This is a genomic window from Rhodococcus jostii RHA1, from assembly GCF_000014565.1.
GTDB lineage: Bacteria > Actinomycetota > Actinomycetes > Mycobacteriales > Mycobacteriaceae > Rhodococcus_F > Rhodococcus_F jostii_A.
The window spans coordinates 744585-766843 of sequence record NC_008268.1 but is presented as its reverse complement, the minus strand read 5'-3'; the positions used below and the strand labels follow the sequence as shown (position 1 = coordinate 766843).

The 22259-nt window shown below is 67.7% G+C and carries 26 protein-coding genes and 2 pseudogenes; 11 read left to right on the top strand and 17 right to left on the bottom strand.

Translation table 11 applies throughout. From position 1 onward, the window contains the following. Positions 1-225: 225 nt before the first annotated feature. From RHA1_RS53500 to RHA1_RS03385, 12 genes and pseudogenes are all read right to left on the bottom strand, one after another. On the bottom strand, positions 226-408 hold the full coding sequence (locus tag RHA1_RS53500; protein ID WP_423816271.1) for a hypothetical protein: 183 nt from the start codon (positions 406-408) through the stop codon (positions 226-228). Further along, a pseudogene (locus RHA1_RS45675) lies at positions 359-568 on the bottom strand (hypothetical protein); the annotation flags it as partial. The pseudogene RHA1_RS45675 and the gene RHA1_RS53500, both read right to left, overlap by 50 nt. 57 nt (positions 569-625) lie before the next feature. Then, complete coding sequence (locus RHA1_RS03430) at positions 626-835, bottom strand: gas vesicle protein (RefSeq protein ID WP_009473335.1); 210 nt, start codon at positions 833-835, stop codon at positions 626-628. 5 nt (positions 836-840) lie between these two features. After that, positions 841-1089 carry a GvpL/GvpF family gas vesicle protein gene (locus RHA1_RS03425; RefSeq protein ID WP_041811013.1) on the bottom strand — a complete coding sequence of 83 codons (249 nt, stop codon included), beginning with the start codon at positions 1087-1089 and terminating at the stop codon, positions 841-843. Next, positions 1076-1480 (bottom strand): gas vesicle protein, encoded by a 405-nt coding sequence (locus tag RHA1_RS03420; protein ID WP_011593956.1) that lies wholly within the window; start codon positions 1478-1480, stop codon positions 1076-1078. Before RHA1_RS03420 ends, RHA1_RS03425 begins: the two co-directional genes overlap by 14 nt. Beyond that, complete coding sequence (gvpO, locus tag RHA1_RS03415) at positions 1477-1755, bottom strand: gas vesicle protein GvpO (RefSeq protein ID WP_011593955.1); 279 nt, start codon at positions 1753-1755, stop codon at positions 1477-1479. The genes RHA1_RS03420 and gvpO overlap by 4 nt, the downstream gene beginning before the upstream one ends. A 7-nt stretch (positions 1756-1762) precedes the next feature. After that, entirely contained in the window at positions 1763-2014 is a 252-nt protein-coding gene (locus RHA1_RS03410; RefSeq protein ID WP_011593954.1) for a gas vesicle protein GvpG, read from the bottom strand. Between the two features lie 4 nt (positions 2015-2018). After that, positions 2019-2825 (bottom strand): GvpL/GvpF family gas vesicle protein, encoded by an 807-nt coding sequence (locus tag RHA1_RS03405; protein ID WP_009480808.1) that lies wholly within the window; start codon positions 2823-2825, stop codon positions 2019-2021. Then, the gene (gvpJ, locus tag RHA1_RS03400; RefSeq protein WP_011593952.1) at positions 2825-3199 is read right to left on the bottom strand and encodes a gas vesicle protein GvpJ; all 375 of its coding nucleotides are present in this window, start codon (positions 3197-3199) and stop codon (positions 2825-2827) included. The genes RHA1_RS03405 and gvpJ (RHA1_RS03400) overlap by 1 nt, the downstream gene beginning before the upstream one ends. Next, positions 3196-4485 carry an SRPBCC family protein gene (locus RHA1_RS03395; RefSeq protein ID WP_041812305.1) on the bottom strand — a complete coding sequence of 430 codons (1290 nt, stop codon included), beginning with the start codon at positions 4483-4485 and terminating at the stop codon, positions 3196-3198. Before RHA1_RS03395 ends, gvpJ (RHA1_RS03400) begins: the two co-directional genes overlap by 4 nt. Positions 4486-4490: 5 nt before the next feature. Beyond that, on the bottom strand, positions 4491-5255 hold the full coding sequence (locus RHA1_RS03390) for a hypothetical protein (RefSeq protein ID WP_041811011.1): 765 nt from the start codon (positions 5253-5255) through the stop codon (positions 4491-4493). Between the two features lie 462 nt (positions 5256-5717). Then, positions 5718-6104 (bottom strand): hypothetical protein, encoded by a 387-nt coding sequence (locus RHA1_RS03385; RefSeq protein ID WP_016884872.1) that lies wholly within the window; start codon positions 6102-6104, stop codon positions 5718-5720. Here RHA1_RS03385 and RHA1_RS50330 point away from each other — a divergent pair. Then, positions 6079-6684: a hypothetical protein gene (locus RHA1_RS50330; protein ID WP_167540921.1), complete on the top strand. Its 606-nt coding sequence runs from the start codon at positions 6079-6081 to the stop codon at positions 6682-6684. The genes RHA1_RS03385 and RHA1_RS50330 overlap by 26 nt on opposite strands. A 101-nt stretch (positions 6685-6785) precedes the next feature. Here the strand turns inward: RHA1_RS50330 and RHA1_RS03375 are convergent, their stop codons facing one another. After that, complete coding sequence (locus RHA1_RS03375; RefSeq protein WP_011593948.1) at positions 6786-7199, bottom strand: PAS domain-containing protein; 414 nt, start codon at positions 7197-7199, stop codon at positions 6786-6788. A 980-nt stretch (positions 7200-8179) separates the two neighbouring features. On the opposite strand from RHA1_RS03375, the gene gvpJ (RHA1_RS03370) reads away from it, so the two are divergent. The 3 genes and pseudogenes from gvpJ (RHA1_RS03370) to RHA1_RS03360 all read left to right on the top strand — a co-directional run bounded on the left by gvpJ (RHA1_RS03370) (position 8180) and on the right by RHA1_RS03360 (position 9821). Beyond that, the gene (gene gvpJ / locus RHA1_RS03370) at positions 8180-8542 is read left to right on the top strand and encodes a gas vesicle protein GvpJ (protein WP_009473324.1); all 363 of its coding nucleotides are present in this window, start codon (positions 8180-8182) and stop codon (positions 8540-8542) included. A 229-nt stretch (positions 8543-8771) separates the two neighbouring features. Next, positions 8772-9282: pseudogene (locus tag RHA1_RS03365) on the top strand (CHAD domain-containing protein); the annotation flags it as partial. A gap of 143 nt (positions 9283-9425) precedes the next feature. After that, on the top strand, positions 9426-9821 hold the full coding sequence (locus RHA1_RS03360) for an SRPBCC family protein (protein WP_009473321.1): 396 nt from the start codon (positions 9426-9428) through the stop codon (positions 9819-9821). A 74-nt stretch (positions 9822-9895) separates the two neighbouring features. Here RHA1_RS03360 and RHA1_RS03355 read toward each other — a convergent pair whose 3' ends face one another. Then, the gene (locus tag RHA1_RS03355) at positions 9896-10381 is read right to left on the bottom strand and encodes a DUF4190 domain-containing protein (protein ID WP_041812304.1); all 486 of its coding nucleotides are present in this window, start codon (positions 10379-10381) and stop codon (positions 9896-9898) included. Between the two features lie 350 nt (positions 10382-10731). Beyond that, complete coding sequence (locus RHA1_RS03350; RefSeq protein WP_378593452.1) at positions 10732-11010, bottom strand: hypothetical protein; 279 nt, start codon at positions 11008-11010, stop codon at positions 10732-10734. A 154-nt stretch (positions 11011-11164) separates the two neighbouring features. On the opposite strand from RHA1_RS03350, the gene RHA1_RS03345 reads away from it, so the two are divergent. Then, positions 11165-11452 carry a hypothetical protein gene (locus RHA1_RS03345; protein ID WP_009473318.1) on the top strand — a complete coding sequence of 96 codons (288 nt, stop codon included), beginning with the start codon at positions 11165-11167 and terminating at the stop codon, positions 11450-11452. A 520-nt stretch (positions 11453-11972) separates the two neighbouring features. On the opposite strand, the gene RHA1_RS03340 is transcribed toward RHA1_RS03345, so the two are convergent. Next, positions 11973-13277, bottom strand: coding sequence for a serine/threonine-protein kinase (locus RHA1_RS03340; protein ID WP_011593944.1), 1305 nt, complete (start codon positions 13275-13277; stop codon positions 11973-11975). A 583-nt stretch (positions 13278-13860) separates the two neighbouring features. Between RHA1_RS03340 and gvpJ (RHA1_RS03335) the strand changes: the two genes are divergently transcribed. Then, positions 13861-14226, top strand: coding sequence for a gas vesicle protein GvpJ (gene gvpJ, locus RHA1_RS03335; RefSeq protein ID WP_009473316.1), 366 nt, complete (start codon positions 13861-13863; stop codon positions 14224-14226). Further along, positions 14223-15023, top strand: a complete 801-nt coding sequence (locus RHA1_RS03330; protein WP_011593943.1) for a GvpL/GvpF family gas vesicle protein — start codon at positions 14223-14225, stop codon at positions 15021-15023. The genes gvpJ (RHA1_RS03335) and RHA1_RS03330 overlap by 4 nt, the downstream gene beginning before the upstream one ends. A 484-nt stretch (positions 15024-15507) precedes the next feature. On the opposite strand, the gene RHA1_RS03325 is transcribed toward RHA1_RS03330, so the two are convergent. Further along, entirely contained in the window at positions 15508-17028 is a 1521-nt protein-coding gene (locus RHA1_RS03325) for a diguanylate cyclase domain-containing protein (protein WP_011593942.1), read from the bottom strand. Positions 17029-18336: 1308 nt separating this feature from the next. On the opposite strand from RHA1_RS03325, the gene RHA1_RS03320 reads away from it, so the two are divergent. From RHA1_RS03320 to RHA1_RS03305, 4 genes are read left to right on the top strand one after another with little or no spacing between them, the layout of a single operon-like run. Next, a complete protein-coding gene (locus RHA1_RS03320) occupies positions 18337-18969 on the top strand; it encodes a hypothetical protein (protein ID WP_011593939.1) in 633 nt (210 codons plus the stop codon). After that, positions 18966-21023, top strand: coding sequence for an SRPBCC family protein (locus RHA1_RS45655; RefSeq protein WP_193384921.1), 2058 nt, complete (start codon positions 18966-18968; stop codon positions 21021-21023). Before RHA1_RS03320 ends, RHA1_RS45655 begins: the two co-directional genes overlap by 4 nt. Then, positions 21020-21403 carry a gas vesicle protein GvpJ gene (gvpJ, locus tag RHA1_RS03310; protein ID WP_011593937.1) on the top strand — a complete coding sequence of 128 codons (384 nt, stop codon included), beginning with the start codon at positions 21020-21022 and terminating at the stop codon, positions 21401-21403. The genes RHA1_RS45655 and gvpJ (RHA1_RS03310) overlap by 4 nt, the downstream gene beginning before the upstream one ends. Then, positions 21403-22179, top strand: a complete 777-nt coding sequence (locus RHA1_RS03305) for a GvpL/GvpF family gas vesicle protein (RefSeq protein ID WP_011593936.1) — start codon at positions 21403-21405, stop codon at positions 22177-22179. The genes gvpJ (RHA1_RS03310) and RHA1_RS03305 overlap by 1 nt, the downstream gene beginning before the upstream one ends. The last annotated feature ends 80 nt before the right edge of the window (positions 22180-22259 follow it).

Here is a 22259-nt window from a genome sequence, read left to right as displayed (position 1 = left end):
GCCCAGCGGACGGGGATCACGTCCAGTGAGCTCGGGGTTCAGCATCGGTTACTTCACGCGGTTTCGAGGTGTCTGTCCGCGGTGCTCTCACCGACGGGCGCGGTCTCAGTCCGCCAGCGCCCTCGCCGGCTCCGGCCGTTCCGTGACCCCGCCGGGGGGTTCATCCGGCGGGGTATTGGGCCACCGCGCGGTCTGGGCGCGGCGACACCCTCAACGGTAGCTGTGTCACGGGTCGGCGTCCGGACGGAGCTGCCACCGTGGTGGGACAGAAATTGAGTGATCTCGGTTATTCGTTGGACAGCAGCGGCCCGAGTGGTCCGAGGTCGATGTTGAGGTCCTCGGAGTCAACCCGAACCGATCCCACCCTTCGGCCATGCGGGTCCTCGAGCACATCAGTGTCGTCCCGATCCGCTCGATCTGTTCGTCGCTGAGATCTCCGTGCTCGACCCTGCGCAGGGCCTGCCCGCTCCATCAGCTGACGCAGCAATTCGACGAGGATGAGAACCAGGGTGACCGGGCCACGTTCGACCGATTCGGGTCGGCGCCCCGATACGTTGCGGCAGTACACGGTGGCCCTCCCCGGTTAGGCGTCCAGCTCGGCGGGGCTTGCGCAAACTGTCCGGGATCAGTCATCGGTGGTATCCGGCCCCTTCGGAGCCGGCTCCAGGGCGCTGACCGAGGCGATGAGGGTGCGCAGCGAGATCCGCACCATGTCCACGTCGGCCAGCGACAGCGTGATCTCGCCGGTGATGACGACGCCGCCACCGAGCACCCGGTCGAGCAGGTCGACGAGGGCGATGCGGCGAGTGTCGTCCGCGGGGACCGCGGGGACCATGTCGCTCATGGATTCGTCCGATCGATCCCCGCGAAGGAGTACGGGGGCCACGGTCCGGTCATCTCCAGAGTCACACTCTCATGTTTGGTGTCGAGTGCCGCGACGGCCGAGGCGGATTCGTCGGCAAGTTCGTCGGCAAGTTCGTCGGTGCGGACCGGTTCGCCGGCCAGTCCGGTCACCCCGGCCGGTCGGGCATCGTCGACGCTGTCGGAGGTGATGCCGCACGGCCACCCCCCGTCGTCACTCGCGGTCATCGTCGTCTCGCCGCCTGCCCTCCACCTCGATCGGACTACCCGACTCCACCTCGGGACGCACCGTCCGGTCGGACTCGAGTGCGGCAATGCGCTCCTTGAGTTGTCGGTTCTCGAGTTCGAGGTCGCTGCTCTTGCCGGTCAGCCAGGGATCGTTCTCCCACCAGTTGATCCCGACCTCCTTCGCCGTCTCCAGCGACGCGATGACCAACCGCACCTTGATCGTCAGCAGTTCGATGTCGAGGAGGTTGACCTGAATGTCCCCGGCGATCACCAGGCCCTTGTCGAGTACCCGCTCGAGGATTTCCCCGAGATTCGTCGACTGGTGCCCGCCACCCATCCCGCCGGTGGGGCTCTGCGGAAGGCGCCCGGAGTTCGCGCCGGACAGGGTCATGACTGGTCAACGGCACCGCGGCTGTAGCGGCGGGTTCTGCGGTAGGACAACAACTCTCCGTCCATATCCAACACCACTTCGTACAGGGCGAGCAGGTCGGTCGAGGACGGGATGCGCCGATCCTCGACCACTTCCACTTCCACGGTCCACCCGTCGTCGGTCGGCATCACCGACGTCGCACCGAGCGGCTTCTTGCCCGTCAGCTGGGTGATGTCCCGCACCGCAAGCTCGGCGATGTCCTGCGCCGGCAGTGTCGGTGGCTGCTCCTGCGCCATGACCTGCTCACTCCCTCTCCGGAGTGGTGGGCTGAGCCGTTCCGGTCATTCGGTCGAGGATGGCCTGCTGCGCCTGCTCTTCCTCCTCGGCGGAGATCTCACCCCGCTCGCGGGCCTCGTCCAACTCCTCGAGCGCGCGGCGGGCGCTGGCGGGATCGTGCAGTTCCTCCTCGACCTGCCGCTGAATCAACTCGGCCAGCGAGATCACCCCACGCACCGGCGCGAGCGGCAGGGTGACGATGAACGAGAGCAGTCCCATCGCCTCAGCCCTCCGGCGTCGGGGACAGCACGAAGTCGTAGGCGGCGAGCGGTCCGAGCAGCCGCATCTCGACCCGGCCGTCCCACTGCTCCGCCAACGCTCCCACCGCCTGCTCGAGCTCGTCCTGCCGGGCAACCTCGACCAGGACCGCCACCTGGGCGGCATCCTCCTCGTGGGTGGGTTCGCGGACGTTGACCGAGTCGGCCAGCGAGTCGAGGGCCTCGACCACCGTGGCCGTATCTTCCTCCCGCTTCGCGACGATGGCGTTGGCCACGATCTCGCCGAGGGCCATCCGGGCGTCGCGGGTGGCGGCCTCCGGCTGGTCCCGGATCGTGTCGCGCAGGGCGCTGGCCCGCTCGTTCTCGCCGATCACCTCCCACAGGATTGCGTGTTCGACGTAGCGGCCCTTCACCACGTATTGGGCCTTACCCTCGAGTTCCTCCATGGCGGCGGCGAACTCGTCGGCGTGCGCGGTGAGCAGTTCGTCCTTCACCGCGTCGGTGTCGGTCAGGACCGCCCCGAACCGCAGCGGCAGTACCGGTGCCACCCGCGCAACACCGTCCAGCAGGTGGGCGTGGGCCTGGAGGTCCGCGGGTTTACCGATCGGCCGGTCCACCGAAATTTCACTGACCAGCGCCGCGATGTCGCCGTGTTTGATGGTGCTCACCCGCGAGTCGTCGACGCCGACCGCGTCGTCTTCGGTCTCCACATCCGCGGGCACGATGCCGTAGACGTAGACGCCGGTGGTACGCGGCTCTTCGGACGCATCGGCAGCCTGATCCGACGCATCGGCCTGCTTCGACGTGGACATCACTTGTCCCCTCTGCTGGATTTACGTGACACCCGCTCGCGCTCGGGCTCCTCTTCTCCGCCGCCGAGGAGGTCACCGAGTTTGTCACCGGCAGCCTCGAGCGCGCCCTTGGTCTTCGACTTGGCACCGCCCTCAGTGGCGCCGCCCACCAGGTCGGACAGGCCCTTGGGTTCGCTGCCGATCTCGAGCCGGTTCACCGCCTCCGCGAACCGCAGATACGTGTCGACACTGGCCACGACGATGCGGGCGTCGATCGTCAACAGTTCGATCCCGACCAGCGAGACCCGCACGTACGCGTCGATGACCAGACCCTTGTCCAGGATGGTGTCGATGACGTCGGCGAGGCTGCTCGAGCTGGGCCCACCGGTGGTCATCGGCGGGCTCCTCGCCTCGAGGCGGCGGACTTGGTGGCCGCGGTCTTGCGTGGACGGCCACGGCGTGCCGGTGCAGTGTCTTCACCCGACGCCGCGGTCTTGCGTGGGCGGCCACGGCGTTTCGGCGGTTCACTCGCGGCCGCGGTCTTGCGCGGACGGCCGCGGCGGGCCGGCGCGGGCGCCTCGGCCTCCTCGTCGACCGCTTCCTCACCCTCGTCCTCGTCAGCCTCGTCTTCCTCTGCCTCGGGCTCCTCATCTTCGGTCTCGTCTGTTTCCTCCGGCTCCTCGTACTCGTCCTCTGCCTCGGGCTCCTCGTACTCGTCCTCGTCTGCCTCGGGCTCCTCGCCCTCGTCCTCTTCGCCCTCGTCCGGCTGGCTTTCGGCCTGTTCGTCTTCCGTTTCCGCCTCGTCCTCTTCGGGCTCGACCACCTGACCGTCCCGGATCTCTCCGCGCCAGCCCTCGACGTCGTCGGGATGGAGGATCGACTGCGTCATGACGTGGCGTGCAAAGTGTTTCAATTCCAGCCGTGCTCGGCGTCCCTGCGCACGCCACAGGTTTCCCGTCTTCTCGAACAACCCCTTCGGGTGATACTCGAGAATCAGAACGATGCGGGTGAGATCCGGGGTCACCTCGTGGAACGTCACCGCACCGTCGATGAACCCCTTGGCGCCCTTCGAGCGCCACACGATCCGCTCGTCGGGAACCTGCTCGAGGATCGTCGCTTCCCAGGTTCGGTGCGACAGGAAGATCTGCGCCTTCCACTCGAGCTTCTCGTCCGATTCCTGTTCGACCCGTTCGACCTTCTTCATGAACGACGGAAAGTCGGCGAATTGGGTCCATTGGTTGTAGGCCAGCTGAACCGGGACCCCGACATCGATCGTTTCGACGATGTTGGTCAACTTCAGCTTCTTGCCTTTTCCGCTACCGCCACCACCACCGCCGGTGACCGCGTCCTTGAGGTCGGACGCCTTGTCCTTGACCGTCTGCTTGGCGCCCTCCCACCAGCCGCCACCGGTGTCGGACTCGTCCGGTGACTCATCGTCATCCGACTCATCGTCATCCGATTTCTCGGAACCGGTGAGGGCGGCGAGCAGCCCTCCTTCGCCGCCGTTCTCGGCGTACTCGGTGAGCCGCCCGGAGGTGTTCGCCACCTTGTCCGAGACCGAGGACAGTGCCTTCTCGGCGACCGTGCCGACCAGTCTCTGCATTGCTTCCTGCAGCACGCTCGACGCGCCGTCCCCGTCACCCGGTGCGGCCTCTTGTAGTTTCTTCGCGGCGCTCGTCATCGCCATCACCTCCGTGCCCGTCGGACGGGCGCTGAATCAGTGGTGGCCTTGGCCCGTGTCCTGCGTTTGCGGGCAGGAGCCTCTACGTCGTCTTCGTCTGACTTCGCGGTCCGCGATCTGCTCGCGGTGGGCCGGGTGCTGCCGGTGCCCGAGGCCCGGCGGCGCGGCGTGGGCCGCTTACGGGGGGCCGGTTCCTCGTCGGCCTCGTCTTCGTCCGGCTCCTCGGCCCCTGCCTCGTCCTCGGCCCCTGCCTCGTCCTCGGCCCCTGCCTCGTCCTTGGCCGCTGCCTCGTCCTCGCCGCGCTCCTCGTAGTCGTCGGCCTCGTCTTCCTCGTCGGCGAGTTCGTCCTCCGGCTGTTCGTCGGTACCGGGCTGCTCGTCGTCCCGCGAGCGAGTGCGCTTCTTGCGACCGAATCTGCTCACCTTGGTGACATCGGTGACGTTGTCCGTGGCATCACCGACGGTGCCCGTGATCTCCTGGCCGCCCGATTGCAGCCGGTTGCTCAGCGAGTCGATGCGCTGGCTGGCAGCGGTGACCGCTGCCGCCTTCGCCGCGCTGACTAGTTCACTCCGGACCGTGTCGCCGAGTTTGGCGACCTCCGGGGAATTCGAGAGCATCTTGGTGCCGAGGGTGAGCAGCTCCCGCGGCCCGCCGGGGAAGCGCCCGGCCGTCCGGGCCCCGGCGAGCATCAGCGCCAGCTTCATCCGGCGGGTGCGCCCCAGCAGATAGCCCGCACCGATCGCGGCCGCCATCTGAGTCTTGTTGTTCATCGTGGAACCCCTTTTTTGCCGAGTGGTCACCTAGCACCTCTCGCCAACCTCGGAGATGTGCCGCAGGACCGTTTCGGAGATGTGCCGCAAGACCGTGCGCGGTAGGGGTGCGCGTTTTTTGACTACCCCAACCCGGGAACGCTCAATCACCAGCACAACCACTACTCCGGCCGACCCCACGGATGCCCCGTTTCTGCATCCACTCGTGCAGAAAGTCCGGCCGTCGATGATCCCGGAGCCTCCTGCAGCGACCGTGTCGAACCGTTGCGGCCGCGCATGGCATTACCTCTCGGAGATGTTGCCGTGCAGGGGAATTAAGTACTTAACGGTCGTTCCGTGGGGGTTCTTGTGCAAACGGAATTGGACGGAATCGCATGGTTGCGGAATGTCGCGATGAATTTTTTTGTGGAGCGTCGTGTGCCGCCTGCTCACGAAATCGGTACTGCCCGCCCGTCGATCAGGTCAGCCTGCGGCGGCCCGCACCGCCGCGACGATCGCCATGACAAGCAGGGCCAGCAGCAGGACCACGAGCAGTACCGGCCCGAGGAGGAGTCCGAGGGTCAGGAGGAGGAGCAGGGCGATCTTGGCCTTGGTGCTCAATCCGGAGGCCAGTCCTTTGATCGCCGCCCACACCGGATTCTTGCCCGTCAGGGCGGCCCGAACGCCCTCGAGTCCGGCTTGCATGCCCACCCCGCCGTGCGCGACCTCGTCGACGAGGGTTTTGATCCACTCCTGGATCTTTTGTTGGATTTTGTCCGTCAGCATGGCGCCGCGGTCTCGCGCCGCCTCCAGCAGCCGGTGAAGGTGGGTTTTGAGCCATTCGATGGCGGCCTCGACCGACCGCGACACCAGGCCCGGGGTGGTGTCGGCGGACCCGCCGCGGTCGGTGTCCTTCGCTGACGAGTCCGGTCGGCTTGTGCGAGTCGGTGCGGTGGACCGCGGGTGCGCGGACGTGCGCGGCCCCTCACCTCGGGGATGTGTGCGGGCCGCCGGCTTCGCGGTGGTGGCCCGCGCCGGCGCACGCCCGGAGGACTCCTCGCCGTCGGCGCGCCGCCGACGGGGTGTGCCCGAGGCCGACGCGGCGGCGGTGTCCGTTCGCTTCGGTCGTGGCGTCGGCTCCGCCGTCCGTGGGCTGCTGCGCCGCGAGGTGGCTCTGGTCGATGTCGCGGCGGCCGGACGCCTGCGCGGCAGCCGCCCCGCCTCGGTTGTGGCGGTCGCCGCGAACCTTTTCGCCGCCGTGGATGCTCGGGCCTTCGGCTTGGTTGTGGTGGTCGGGTTGTCGCCGCCGGTGGTCGTGCCGTGGCCGACTGTGCCGCCTCGGTGCGAGGGTGTCCGGCCGCCCGTTCTCGCTCGTGCACCCATACATCGCAAGTACCCCCGGGTCGATCCGCGGAAACCGGATTCAGCGCCGAACACTGCACCGACGTGACACCACCGTCGCTATTCGACCACTGGATCAGGAACTGCTCTCGGCTGAGACGGGCTCCGAGTCCCGGACCGTTGGGATGACCGAGTGGCTGGTGTGGAACGTCAACCGAAATCCTTTGCGGGAGCACCATCCCACAGCAATTCGGTGACGTCGTGGAAGCAGACGAGCGTGACGGGGTCGTCGTGACGCTCGAGCACCGACTCGCTGACGAATGCGCGAACGGTCGAGCCGTCTCGATGCGTCAACGCGACGAGTTTCCCGGCGCTCTCCCGTAGCTCGGCCACGGCCGACGGGCCCGGGGACGCCGTCTGCATCAGATCACCGATCAACTGGCTATCGACCTCGTTCGGTGGATAGTCGAGCATCCGCTCGAACGCCCGGTTCGAGTACACGACGACACCGTCGTGTTGCACCGCGAGGACGGGCACCGGCAACCGCTCGAGCAACACGAGAGCGGGTAACCGCTCGAGGTAACCCAGCGCGGTGTCCGGGTCCGGGCGTCGTCTCTCGTCCATATGTCGATCATCGGCCTCCGTCGTGTGCCGTTACATCGACCGACGCTGGGGCCACCGTAGAGTGCGCAGATCCCGGGTGACCCCGTTGGTCGGTTTCGGGTGCTGGTCACCGCCCGTGGTGGCAACCGCCCCGCCAGCGACGGCGCGGTTACCGGCCCCGAGCCGACTGCTGTCTCCTTCGAGGGACCGAGGAATACCGGAACCGGATCGCCTCGGCTTTTCCGCGCGATGCGGTGGACCGCCGGTGACACCGATCTTCGGCTGTCATCCGCGGCCGGGTGGATGCCGTTCGGGTACGGGGGCCGTTTTTGACCGAACCGGGCCCGCTGTTGCGTGAAGGCGAGGGCGTCCTGCTGCATGCGTCGTTGCCGACGAATAATGCTCCCTCGGGCGCGGGCGCAGCGCCTCGTCGTCGAGGAGGGCGGCGGCGCGATCGCCGTCGACCAGCAGGCGCTCGTTTGCTGGTCTGCCTGACGATGGTCTGCGTAGCCGCGGCGGCGGCGAGTGCTCCGAGGAGTAGAAGCAGGAGCAGGGCGACGTCGATGTTCAGGGGGTCACTAATCCTTTGTCCCGTTAGTTTCGTGCCCGGAACTTCGCTACGGCGCAACCTCCCGGCGGGCTTAGCAACAGCCCGAGAACGAGGGGGAGGACGAGGGCGACCGGTGCCGTGCCGCTCAACTCGGACACCAGCCCCTAAACGCGGCTCGCACCCGGTTGACGATCACCGGGAACCGACCAGGCGGCCCGTTCGTCCATCCGCCACACGTACGAATTTCCCAGTCAGTTCCGGTTTTTCACCGGTTGAAGATGAGCTGTTACGGGTAGTCCGGTCGGGGGTGGACCGCACCGGCACTCGCACGAGGGCAACGAGACGGCAGAGCAGCCGAGGAACGACCGCCTCGCAGGCGCAGTGACGAGCCACCCCGCAAGCGCAGCGCCCAACCGAAAACCTCCGGGAGCCGGAAACAAGGAGCGCAGCTATGACCACAGGCGGACCGAGCTCGAGCAGCCTGGCCGACGTCATCGACACCATCCTGGACAAGGGCCTGGTCATCGACGCGTACGTGCGGGTCTCGCTGGTCGGGATCGAACTGTTGACGATCGACGCCCGCATCGTCGTGGCCAGTGTCGACACGTACCTGCGTTTCGCGGAGGCGGTGAACCGGCTCGAGATCGGCAGCGAACCCAAGGGCCTGACCGACGTCGTCTCCGACATCAAGGGCAGCGGCAGCACGAAGTCCAAGACCAAAGGTGTCCTCGAGGGCGTCGGGGAAACGCTCAGTGAGCTGCTCAGCGGATCTGGAAGCGAACGCGAACCCGAACGCCGCCGGAGGCGGAAGTGACCTCCACAGACCACACCGACACCCCCGACGACAACAACGAGGCTGCTCCGGCCGCCGGGATCAACGCACAGGCATCAGCCCGCGGACGTGGAACCCGAAGACGGCGCCACCGGCATCCACGACACCCCGATCAAGATCGTCGCACACGGCGGCATCTCCGCACCCCGGCACTTTTCGCTCTGTAGAGCGCTGACAGAGTGCGCCGACCCTACGGTTTTGGGATGGGGAAGACGGTGATCTGCTCGCCGAGCAACACCGTCACCTCGAGCATGCGATGGCGGTCCTCGACAGCGGCCGCTACCGGGCACTGATGGCCGTATTGGCGCAGTGCCGCACCGGCCCACCGTTCATCGCGCCCGCCGATTCCCGTTCCATCCGCAAGGCGACCCGCAAGGCCGGGCGCAAGGCGGACAAGAGATTGATTGCCGTGGTCGCCGACACCGATGACGCGGCGCTGCATCGGGCGCGGAAGGCCGCCAAGCGGGCCCGCTACGCCGCCGAACTCGCCAGGCCGGTCCTCGGTAAGAAGAAGACCACAAAGAAGGCCGCCGAATACAAGAAGATTCAGACGGTGCTGAGCGAGCACCAGGACAGCGTCGTGGCCGCCGAGACCCTCCGCACGCTCGGTGCCCGGACCGGCACCACACCGGGCGAGAACGGGTTCGCGTTCGGGCTGCTACGGGCTCGAACGACAGGCAGCCCAGCAGGCGCGAGCAGACACCGCGCAACTGACCAGTTAGCCCATTCGTGGGTGGGACCCCGGGTCGTGCGTGTCAGGGTGGGCCCGCAGCCCGCGCAGTCGGTTACGCGCGCGCAAACCTGGGTAGTCGCGGCGAAAGATTAACTTTGATCCGAAGGTCGGGGCGCCGGAGGTTGTCCGCCGATGACCGATATCGTCACCGTCACCGAGAACGGGCGCTACCGGCTGCATCTCGAGCGCCGTCTGCACCACAACTGTGACGAGGTGTGGCGGGTCCTTCGCCGGCTGCATCCCGAATGCGTCGGCACGGGCATGGCGTGCCGTGCCCGGCCGCCCAACCTGCTCGAGTACGCCTGCGGGGAGATCGTGCTGCGGTGGGACATCACCAGTGACGGTCACTCGCGGTCGGTTCTGCGGTTCAGTCACTGTTGCCCCAGCCGACAGGACGGCATCGAAGAGATGGGCTGGTGGCTCACCGAACTCGACGTCCTCGGCGAACTACTCGACGGCGTGAACGTGACCGATTTCCGGCGCCGTGCCGAGGACATGATCGACCGCTGCCGACGCGCGTTCGAATAAAAGAGGATCGAGGGCAGATGAGTCCCACACTCATCGGTGGACTGTTTTTGATGCGCCCGATGCTGTGGGCGGTGTCAGGGCTGCGGGACCTCGACGTTGTCGGGGACTGTGTCGCGCATCTTGTCCACTTCCTGTTCGATCCGATCGACGGCGCTGTCGTTGTTGAGGACGGTGACCACCCCGGCGGCGAAGGCAATCGAGATGACGATCGCCAGCCCGCTCAATACCAGGCCGGCGATCGCCACACCCTTGCCGGTGATCCCCACCCGGCGGGCCGCCCGCAGGCCGATCACCCCGAGGATCAACCCGATGATGCCCAGCACCAGCCCGACCGGGGACAGGATCACGATCAACACACACACGAACGCGGCCACCCTGAATGCGAGCGCGAATGCCGCGGCCGCGCTGGTGCGCGCCGGCTTGGTCACCACCCGCTCCTCGACGGCGACGGCGACGGGGCGGTCGTCGACAGGGCGGTCGTCGACAGGGCGGTTATCGACTCCGGGTTCCATGCGCCGCGGGTCGCCGTCGCGTCCCGGGCCGGTCAGTGGTTTGCTCATCGTTACCTCCGTGTCGGCGGTCGCCTTGTGCGGCTCTGTCGGGACACCCCGTGATTTGATGTGCCACCACACAAAGCATGCCCAGCTCACGCGCGCTCCAACCCGGAGCGGCCCCAGGGCGCCCGTCGCTGCCGGCGGTGAACCTTCTCGGGCACGGGAGGAGGCCACCGTGCGGCGACTACCGATCCCGAATAGACGACGGCCGCTATCCGGTCCTCTGTGGCGAGAGCGTCGAACCATTTCCACCGCGGACAAGCCGACGGAATGAGAGGTGGCCCAGGAGGGATCGATTCCGTTCGGCCGGTGGTGGCGACGCGCGTAGAAGCGGTCCCGTTGCTCGTCGAGCAGGATCAGGCCCCGGTGTCGGATCCGCTGGTGCTCGCGGGCGACAGCAGGTGGACGGCGGCGATGTGTCGAGTCAGGGCGTCGGCGCGGCGGGCCGCGTTCTCGTCGGCCAGCAGGTAGGCGGCGGCGCGGTCGCCGGCGATGAGGAACCGCTCGTAGACGAGCCGAGTGTGTGCCTGCTCGTCGAGATGGGATTGCGCGATCACCTCGACCAGCTGTCGGGGCACGCGCAGCAGCCGGTCGGGGAACCGGAGAAGGGACAGCGTGAGACCGCCGAGCGTCACACCGCGGATCGTAGCCGGATCGCTGTGCCTGGTGCCTGTTGACGCGGAAATCTGGGGGTCGGCTTGCGGCTCGCATGGTGGGTTCAGGTCGCGCTGTCGCGGGTAACCCGAGCCCACATCCCGTACGACTGCCCCCAACCAGGACCGATCCGACATGACCTCACACCGGCACATCACCACCGATCACGACGAGATCCGCGGTTGGATTCAGGCGCATCACGGCGTACCGGCACGAACGGCGACGACCACCGACACCGCAGCCGCCCTGCATATCGACTTTGCCGCGGTCCGCCCCGGCGAGCTCGAGCACATCTCCTGGGAGGAGTGGTTCACCGCGTTCGATGCGCAAGGCCTCGCCCTGTGTTACCCGGAGCCGCATCTGCGCGGGGGAGCGAGCGCGTGGTTCGAACTCGTGCCCCGCCGCGGCGGGATTGACCCGTGAGGTGGCCGGCGTGGCAGGCGTACTGCGGCATCGACGCGGGTACCCGGTCCGGGTGGGGCAAGCCGATGTCGAGAGGCCCCGCGTGAAGGTGATCGACGATGAGCAATCTGTACTACCCACTGGCTGTTGCGCTGTACATCATCGTGGCACTCTGGCAAGGCAATCTCGGCCACTGGTGACCTCGACCGAGTGCGTCCGTCGGGTCCGGGTGGTCTGCCGCCCGATGTAGAAAATCGACGAGATTCGAGGACCCCACCGTTGCTCCTCGATGGTGGCAGCGTGGTGTGCCCGAACCTTTGGGGGATGGTTGATGGCAGCGGACGGTGAGAGGTCAGCGCGACGACCGTGAGGGGATCGCCTGTGAGCGTGTGGATCCCGAGCGTCGGTGCCATTCGGTGGCCAGGGTCAGGTCCGGCGTCACCTCGTGGGTGACGATGAGGATTTATCGACCATCTCTGACGCTCCCGGAAGCGGCGTTTCCCTTCCTCGTGAGGTGGGCGAAGCACCGTGGGCGGTCGGTTCAGTTCCCGCCGCCGTTGCCGCGGCCGCCACCACTGTTGCCACCGTTGCTGTTTCCGTTGCCTCCATTGCCGTTTCCCTGGTTCCCGTTGCCCGGACCGCCCTGACCGTTGCCTTGGTTGCCGCCGCCCTGGTTGCCGTTCCCGCCGCCGGTGTCCACGCCTGCGCCCGGTGCGGTGCCGTTCGGCGCGACGATCTGGGGTGCCGGGGCGGTCGGTTCGGAGCTGATCATGGTGGCCGGCGGCGACGCTGCCGGGGTGAGGTAGCTGCTCGGGGCGGGAGCGGTCGGCGGGGGCACCGAGGTCGACCCGGTGGTGCTGCCCTCGTCCTGCGACGCGACGGCCAGGACGAGCAGTGCGATGGTCACCAGGACCGCCGCGACCGCGCCGAGGATCACCCCGGCACCCGGTGACCGACGCGGCGGTGCGGGAGGACGCGGGGGAACCGCAACGGACGGGACAGGGGTGACCACCCGGGTCGGGGGCGGCGGCGACATCCTGCGCGGGTTCGCGAGGTCGTTGCGCATCTGGTCGGCGGTGGCGAACCGTTGCTGGGGGTCGCAGCTGAGGGCGCGCTCGATCACGGTGGTTAGTGTCGGGGCGAGGTCGGGGCGTACCGCGGTGAGCGGCTCGTGGTGTCCGTGGACGATCGCGTGGGCCAGCGACAGGATTGTGTCCCCGGTGTAGGGGCGGTGGCCGGCGAGGGCTTCGTAGCCGACGACACCGACGGCGTAGAGGTCGTCGGTCACCGAGGCAGGTTTTCCTGTGATGCGGTCGGGGCTCAGGTAGGCGACGGTGCCGAGGACCTCCCCGGCGGTGGTGTGGGTGGTGTCGGCGCTCTTGGCGATGCCGAAGTCGGTGACCTTCACGGTGCCGTGGGCGTCGAACAGGATGTTGCCCGGTTTGATGTCCCGGTGCAGGATTCCCGCCGCGTGTGCGGCCCCCAGGGCGTCGAGGGTCTGGGTGAGGATGGTCCGGGCTCGCGGGGCGGGGAGCGGGCCGGCGAGGAGGTCGTCGAGCAGGGTCCGCCCGGGCAGGCGTTCCATCACGATGTACGGGGCACCGTGGTCGTCGCCGCTGTCGTGGACGGCGACGACGTTTGGGTGATTCAGCGTCGCGGCGAGGCGCGCCTCGGATTCGAAACGCCGCCGGGTCTGCGGTTCCGAGGCCATCTCCGGGCGCAGCACCTTCACCGCGACAGCCCGGGCCAGGCGTTGATCCCACCCGTCGTACACGTCGGCCAGTCCGCCCCGGCCCAGGACCCCTCGCAGCTCGTACCGACCTGCGAGAACCACCGACACCGACATACGTTCACGCTAATGGGCGCGGCCACCGCCCGGTAACCACGCCGCCACCTACCGGTACCCGCCCGTTGGCACGCCACACCCAGTGGGCACCCAGGGCGCCGAGTGCTCGCGACCGGTTCGTCTTCCGTGTGGGATCGGCGAGAGGCGGGTACGCGAGGTCGCATGAGCACAATCGGTCCGGATCGCCTACGACCAGTGGACGCAGTTCGAGACGTTCCCGAAGTTCATCGAAGAGCGTGGCACCGAAACCGGCGGCTGGCGCGGCGGCGTCGACCGCCCCACTCCCTGAAAACACCCTCAAGAGGTACTTCCTCCAACCGCCACACCTCGTCCGGCGGTGTAGTCACGGGCAACGGCTACCAGTCTCGGGTGGGGTCGAACCGTTTCGCACGGGTCGAATCGCCCGGGATTCCAGCGGTTTTGGCGGATTGAACTGCGGCCGTGGCGGGTAGTCCGGTAGTTCACGCGCGGGCATCCGTTTTCGGGGTATGCCCGCGCGGGGCGAGCCCGGCCGGGGCGCCGAGCGGACCGCACACGAAAAGTCCCCGGGGGCGGGCGGGAGCGGGGAGCGAGGAGCGATGCCATGACCACAGCGGGCGGTCCGAGCTCGAGCAGCCTGGCCGATGTCATCGACACCATATTGGACAAGGGCCTGGTCATCGACGCCTACGTGCGGATCTCGCTGGTCGGCATCGAACTGCTCACCATCGACGCCCGCATTGTCGTCGCCAGCGTCGACACCTACCTGCGCTTCGCGGAGGCGGCGAACAGACTGGAGATCGGCAGCGAACCCAAGGGCCTGTCCGACCTCGTCTCCGACGTCAAGGGCAGCGGCAGCACGAAGTCCAAGACCAAAGGCGTCCTCGAAGGCGTGGGGGAGACGCTCGGTGAGCTGCTCAGCGGATCCGCGAGCGAACGCGAACCGGCACCGCGGCGGAGGCGGAAATGACCTCCGCCAACGACACCGGCGACCACGACGACGACAACGGCGAGGGTGCTGCGGCATCCGTGATGTACGTGTACGCAATCGTGCCGGCGGACGTGCAACCGGAAGAGGACGCCACCGGCATCCACGACGCCCCGATCGAGATCGTCACCCATGGCGACATCGCGGCATTGGTGAGCGAGATCGACACCGACGACCGGCTCGGCACCCCCGCGGACCTGCAGGCCCACGCCCGTATCCTCGACGGCACCTCGCACGTCGCCCCGGTGCTGCCGCTGCGCTTCGGTGCCGTCGTGTCCGACCGCGACGCCGTTGTCAACGAACTGCTCGCCGAACATCACGACGAGTTCGCCTCCGCCCTCGACGAACTCGAGGGCTTCGCCCAATACATGATCAAGGGCCGTTACGTCGAGGAGAGCATCGTTCAGGAAATCGTCGACGAGAACCCGAAGGCGTCCGCCCTGCTCGAGTCGATCCGGGGCCGGCCCGAGGAGCTCACCCACGATGCACGGATTGCGTTGGGCGAGATCATCGGCCACACCCTCGAGGCGAAGCGGGACGCGGACACCCGTATCACTCTCGAGGCGTTGTCGCCGCTGACCGACACCGTCACCGTACGCGATCCCACCCACGACGAGGACGCCGTCCAGATCGCGATCCTCCTCGAGGTGGACCGGCAAGACGAACTCGAGCAGACGGTCGGCGACCTGGCCGAACGCTGGGACAACCGGGTCGCCATGCGCATCCTCGGCCCCATGGCGCCCTACGACTTCGTGGTGAGAGCGAAGCCGGAGGACTGACGAAAGATTCTGTAGGGGTTCAGGTTTCAAGAAACCTTGTCATTAGTGAGCTCGGTCCTGCCCTATGAGTTTTCGACTTTTTTCGTGCTCGATGATTCGTGTTCTGCCGCTGCACGTCGGAGCATTCGCGGATGTGGTGCGCGGGGAGTTCTGGCGACAGCGGTCGACGGCCTCCGCGGTGGCCGCCAGTATCAGGAGGGGGCGCACCCCAGGGCGGGTGTCGCGGTGGACCCGCCCGATGTCACACGTTCAACAGGCACGACATCACGGTGAGACGTAGCTACCCGGGGCGTTCCCGCCGTTGCCGGTGTTCCGAGCGTCAGAAAGCCGGGAGATGGATGCATTCCTTGGCGGGCTCGTTGAGCCTCGGACAGGAGCACCCGGAATTACCGCGAATGAAGAGGCGCGAGCGGTGCGGCTGCCTCCGAGTTCGGACACCCTTCGTGCCGATCAAGTCGCTGTACGTCGCGTCGTGTGTGAGGGCTCAGCGGCCTGGGTCTGCGGGATCGGGATGGTGTAGTGCGTATCGGCCGGGCCCGGTGGCCTTGGCCCGGTACATCGCCCGGTCGGCGTGATGGATCAGCTCGTGCGGGGAGACCGCGGCGCCGGTGACGGCGACGCCGGTGACGGCGATACCGACACTCGCCGTGATGGGTGCAGCCCCCGGGTGCGGGTCGACGGTGGCGATTCGGTCGGCGATCGCGGTCGCATCAGCGGGACCGGTGACGGCCGGGCACAGGATCAGGAATTCGTCGCCGCCGAGGCGCGCCACGATGTCGGTGGGCCGAACCAGGGACCGCAGACGGTCGGCGAGTCGGACCAGGGCGGCGTCGCCGCCGGCGTGCCCCAGCCGGGCGTTGAGGTGCCGGAAGTTGTCCAGGTCGATCACCAACACCGCGACCCGAATGCCTGTGTGTGCCGCCTGGTCGAGGGCGGCGGTGATCCGCTCCAGCGCCAGGGTGCGGTTCGGTAACCCGGTGAGTGGGTCGTGCAGGCTCTGATGCCGCAACCGCTCCTCCACCTCGATCCGGCCGATCGCGGTGGACAGCACCGCGGCCACCGCACGCACGAGGGCCACCTCGTGCTCTCGGGTGACCCGTGGTCCGGCGAAATGGGCGGTCAGCACCCCCCAGATCGGATCGTGCCCGATCGGCACGCCGATGCCGCTTCCCAGCCCGTGCGCGGCCATGTCCGCGGTGGCGAACCGGCGTTCGTCGGCGCGGTCCGGGCAGCACACCACCGCCGTCTCGGTGGCCGCGTACCCGGTCAGCGAGCCGCGGCCGGCGGCGACGGTGCTCGGGCGCGGCCCGGGTCCGTGGTAGCCGAGCACCGGCAGCACCGCCCCGCTGGCGCCCGGCACCCGGGCTACCGCCGCGCACCGCGTCCCCAGCAGCGCGGTGACCGTCCCGGTGGCGGCGGTCGGGAGTGTGTCGAGGTCGGCGGTGACCGCGAGTCGGCTCAGCTCGGCGAGCGCGTGTTGTTCCCGGCACCGCTGGTCGGCCGCCGCCAACGCGGCGAGCAACGGGTGTTCCCGCACGCCCGCGGTGGACGGCTCCCGGGCGATCGCCCCGATCAGCAGCGGGCGTCCGTTCTCGTCGCGTTCGGTGACGAAGACGGACAGGACCGTCGGAATCGGTGCCCCGGTGCGCAGGTGCCGCAGCTCGGTTCGCCCACACCACCGGCCCCGGTCGGTCAGGGCAGCGAAGACCTCCGATGCCTGCGCCATCGCGGTGTCGGTGCGGACGTCGGCGACCGTGCGCCCGGGCACCTCGCTGCCGTCCTCGAACCCGAGCAGGGCGGCGGCGGCCGGGTTGAGGTACCGGAGGCGGCCCGAGCCGAACTCCCACAGCCCCACCGGGGTCGGTGCGCATTCCAGCGCGGCGGCCAGTTGCGCGGACATCGCCGCGCCCGGGAACGATCCCGTCTCGGATCGGGTCACCTCTTCGGGGGACCTGGATTGTGCGGCGCCCTCCGGCACCCGGTACGGTCCGAATAATTCAGTCACGACTGGTCGGTTTCATTCTTGCCCAACATCTTTCAGTGAATAGGTATGTCGCACCGGCTGCCGCTATCGTTTCGCGAGAAGGCTCCCGGCGGCGCGGTGACACGCCGGGGCGGAGATCTCCCGGGTCCCGATGCCCCGCGCCGCGGGTCCCCTGCCGATCCTCGGGTGTGTGGGGCGTGGTCGGGCAAGTCGCGCTGATTAACGAGTTGGTGACGAGGCCGTACCTGGTGTTCATCCGCGTCGCTTCCGTGGGGGTGTCCTTTGTATATGCTGCGGCCGGGAATTTCCGAGACCGGCCACTCTCGTGCGCGGTGAGATGAATATGCAGACACGGGACTCTCGGATATCCGGTGTCGGCAAAATCACGTGTACATATTGCGAGGCGCCCCACATTCTCGAACCGCGCTTCGCGCAAGGCTATTCCGGGGTCGACCGGTCCGATTTCGGGGTGACAATTTCGACTCGACTGCGGGGTCGCCCGCCGACCGGGCACCCGCAGGCCGAGCTCACTTCCCGCCCGAGGATGGCGGTAGGGACAGGGGGCATGGCGGTGATCGTGCTGAGGTGATCGTGCTGATCAGGGCGGTGGCCCGGCCGCCCCCAGGTGTGCCGGGCCACCGCTGTCCTGGATTACTCGGTCGGTCAGTTCAGTCCGATGCGGCCGCCGAAGGCGGCGCTCAGCTTCCTGCAGAACCCATCAGAATTTCCGCCTTTCCTGGTGATGAATCCACGGGATCGTCGATCTCCGCTTACGATGCCTATCGCGCTCGGGGTCGGGGAGTGTTTCGCAAATAAGCGAATTTCTCACATTATGAAATTAACAACCGCCCATAATGTTCTGGGCAAATTAACGACCGCCCATAATGTTCCCGGGAAATCGATTTAGGAATGGGTAACTTCAAAATAATCGGCGCATTTGTTTCTCGTGTGTATTTGCGTGATCCACGAGGTTACGAAAGGTCGGGGCCGCGCGCGGGCCGAGACGGGGTGGGCGAGCACTCGACCTCGGTCCGCGCGCGGACGGGGCGCCCCGCCGGCCGACAGGTATCCCGAGGGCCGGCAGAGCCCGCGGTCTTTCGGTGCGGTCCGGTTCGATCGTGACGCGGTGGCGAACGAACCGCTCGCCGAGTACGACGACGAGTTCGCCTCCGCCCTCACGGAACTCGAGGCCTTCGCGCAGATTGAGCGTCACCGGCCCGGGGTAGTCGGCGGGAACGAAGGCACCACCCACCGACCACGGCCCCCATCTTTTCCGCCGACGCCGGCGCCGAGGTGCACCACACCTACTCGACAACAAGGGGTTGGGCGATGACGGGCAAAGGTCAGATGGCGTTGGCCGTGGGTGCCGGGTACATGCTGGGCCGCTCGCACAAGATGAAGTTGGCGTTGATGCTCGCGGGCGCCGGAGCATCCAGTCGGTTTCCTTCCGGCTCACTGGGTGTTCTCGGACAGGGGGGAAAGTTGCTCGCGAATTCACCCGAGGTCGCCAAGCTCGGCGAGACGGTCCGCAAGGAGTTGATGAGGGCGGCGAAGACCGCCGCGGTGACCGCGGCCAGTCGTCGCATCGACTCGCTCAGCTCCCGGTTGCAGTCGGGCGGGGGAGACCTCCACCTCGTCGACAGTGTCGGCACGGCCGCGGACGGGAGGAGGTCGAAGCGGCGGCGTGCCGAGGAACCGGATGACGAGTACGACGACGCGGAGGTCGAGGAGGGGCCGGGCACCGACGAGGACGAGAGCGAGGAAGACGATTCCGAGCGGGCACCTCGCGCCCGGAAGCGCCCCGCCGCGCGCCGCCGCTCCTCGAGCAGTGGTGGTTCCCGTCCCACCCGGTCCCGGTCGTCGACGAAGAACGACGACGAGGACGAGGCCCCCACCCGGGCCCGCAAGACCCGCGCGAAGGCAACGACCGATTCCGCACCCGTTCGACGCACCCGGAGATGACGACGATGACCTCGAACCTCGACAGTGCAGCGAAGAAGCTGCGCAAGAACGTCTCCGGTGTGTCCGGTGAGGCCGCATCGGTGTCACCGCTGCAGAAGGCGGCGCAGGGCCTGATCGGCACTGTGACCGACAAGGCGATGTCCACCGTCTCGGACAAGGTGCAGGGCGCCGCCGGTCGGCTGACCGACTACGCCGAGGGCGGTGGTGGAAGCCTGCTGTCCGCGGTCACCGGCACCGGAAACGGCAACGGCAACGGTGACGGTGACGGGAACGAGAAGGGCGACGGCAAGTCACTGTTCTCGGGGCTGACCGACAAGGTGAAGGACACTGCGTCGAATCTGAAGGACGCGGTCACCGGCGGCGGCGGTGGCGGCAAGGGCAAGAAGCTCAAGTTGACCAACATCGTCGAAACGATCGATGTCGGTGTGCCGGTTCAACTGGCGTACAACCAATGGACCCAGTTCGCCGACTTCCCGTCGTTCATGAAGAAGGTCGAACGGGTGGAGCAGGAAGCGGACGAGAAGCTCGAGTGGAAGGCACAGATCTTCCTTTCGCATCGCACCTGGGAAGCGTCGATCCTCGAGCAGGTTCCCGATGAGCGGATCGTGTGGCGCTCGAAGGGCGCCAAGGGTTTCATCGACGGTGCGGTGACGTTCCATGAGGTGACCCCGGATCTCACCCGCATCGTTCTGATTCTCGAGTATCACCCGAAGGGGTTGTTCGAGAAGACGGGAAACCTGTGGCGTGCACAGGGTCGGCGAGCGCGCTTGGAGTTGAAGCACTTCGGACGTCACGTCATGACCCAGTCCGTTCTCCATCCCGACGAGATAGAGGGTTGGCGCGGAGAAATTCGGGACGGCAAGGTTGTCGAACCCGAAGAGTCCGAGGACAACAACGAGGAACCGACCGACGACGAGACAGCCGCCGCCACCGGTGAGCAGGACCGGTCCGACGAGGAGACGGCCGAAGACGAAGAACCGGAGGAGGAATCGGAGGAGGAGCCGGAGGACGAGGCCGGCGAGTACGAGGAGGAGGAGCCGGAGGACGAGGCCGGCGAGTACGAGGAGGAGGAGCCGGAGGAGGAGCCCGAGGAGGAGGAGCCGGAGGAGGAGACCGGCGAGTACGAGGAGGAGGAGCCCGAGGAGGAGACCGGCGAGTACGAGGACGAGGAATCGGAGGAGGAGCCCGAGGAGGAGGAGCCGGAAGACGAGGCCGGCGAGTACGAGGAGGAGGAGCCCGAGGAGGAGGAGCCGGAGGAGGAGACCGGCGAGTACGAGGAGGAGGAGCCGGAGGAGGAGCCCGAGGAGGAGGAGCCGGAAGACGAGGCCGGCGAGTACGAGGAGGAGGAGCCGGGGGAGGAGGAGCCGGAGGAGGAGCCCGAGGAGGAGAACCCGGAGGACGAGGCCGGCGAGTACGAGGAGGAGGAGCCGGGGGAGGAGGAGCCGGAGGAGGAGCCCGAGGAGGAGAACCCGGAGGACGAGGCCGGCGAGTACGAGGAGGAGGAGCCGGGGGAGGAGGAGCCGGAGGAGGAGACCGGCGAGTACGAGGAGGAGGAGCCCGAGGAGGAGACCGGCGAGTACGAGGAGGAGGAGCCGGGGGAGGAGGAGTCCGAGGAGGAGGAGGAGGAGCCAGAGCCACGGCGGCGTCGTCCCCGGACGGCCGCAGCGAAGAGGACCCCCGCGAAGAGGACCCCCGCGAAGAAGGCCCCAGCGAAGAAGGCCCCCGCGAAGAAGGCCGCAGCGAAGAAGGCCGCAGCGAAGAAGGCCGCAGCGAAGAAGGCCGCAGCGAAGAAGGCCGCAGCGAAGAAGGCCCCCGCGAAGAAGGCCCCCGCGAAGAAGGCCGCAGCGAAGAAGGCCGCAGCGAAGAAGGCCCCCGCGAAGAAGGCCCCAGCGAAGAAGGTCGCAGCGAAGAAGGCCGCAGCGAAGAAGGCCCCAGCGAAGAAGACCGCAGCGAAGAAGGCCCCAGCGAAGAAGGTCGCAGCCAAGAAGGCCCCGGCGAAGAGGACCCCCGCGAAGAAGGCAACGCCGAGGCGTAGGACAGGAGCACGCGCATGACCACGGCAGGTGGACCCAGCTCGAGCAGTCTCGCCGACGTCATCGACACCATCCTCGACAAGGGCCTCGTGATCGACGCGTACGTGCGGGTCTCTCTGGTCGGCATTGAATTGCTGACCATCGACGCCCGGGTTGTCGTCGCGAGCGTGGACACCTACCTGCGGTTCGCGGAGGCGGTGAACCGGCTCGAGATCGGCAGCGAACCGAAGGGGCTGTCCGAGATCGTCTCGGGCGCTACCGAGGGCGGTGCCAAGTCGAAGACGAAGGGCGCGCTCGAATCGGCGGGCGACAAGCTCGGCGGCCTCCTCGGGGGTGGGGAGGAAGAGGAAGAACCTGAGCGAGAACGAGTGTCGCGCAAATCGACTCGAGGTGACCGGTGATGGCCACGTCGGAGCAGACGAAGCCGACGACCGGTGTGTATGTCTACGGCATCGTCCCGGCCGACGTCGAGGTCGCCGAGGATGCGACCGGGGTCGCGGACGGCACCGTGGAGGTGGTCACTCATGGTGACATTGCCGCCCTGGTGAGCGGACTGTCGGTGGACCGGGCGCTCGGCGCACCCGGGGACCTGCGAGCGCATGCGGACCTGCTGGACGCGGTGGCCGGGGTGGCGCCGGTGCTGCCCCTGCGGTTCGGCGCGGTGCTCACCGACGCCGACGCCGTGCAGGAGGAACTGCTCTCGGCGCACGTGGACGAGTTCAGTACTGCTCTCGAGAAATTGGAGGGCAGGGCCCAGTACATCGTGAAGGGCCGGTACGTGGAGAAGGCGATCCTGCAGGAGATCCTCGACGAGGACGATCAGGCGGCGGCGCTGCGCGAGGAGATCCGCGACAAGTCGGAGGACGCGGGACGGCAGGCGCGAATGGCCTTGGGAGAACTGGTGAGCAACGCGATCGCCGCCAAGCGCGAACAGGACACCCGCAGGGTCGTCGAGGCGCTCGACGACCTCGCCGCTTCCGTGAACGTGCGCGAACCCACGCATGAGGAGGAGGCCGCGCAGGTGGCGATCCTCGCCGACGTCGAGCGTCAGGGCGAGCTCGAACAGGTGCTCAGCGAGCTGGCCCAGGCCTGGAACGAGCGGGTGGAGATGAAGCTGCTCGGACCGCAGGCGGCGTACGACTTCGTAGTCACCCCGAAGCCGGAGGGCCAGGGCTGAGGGATGGGTCTGTTCTCGTTCATCGTCACCTTGCCGCTGCAACTACGCACGTGAGCGGAACCGTCCCCGGGATACCTTCC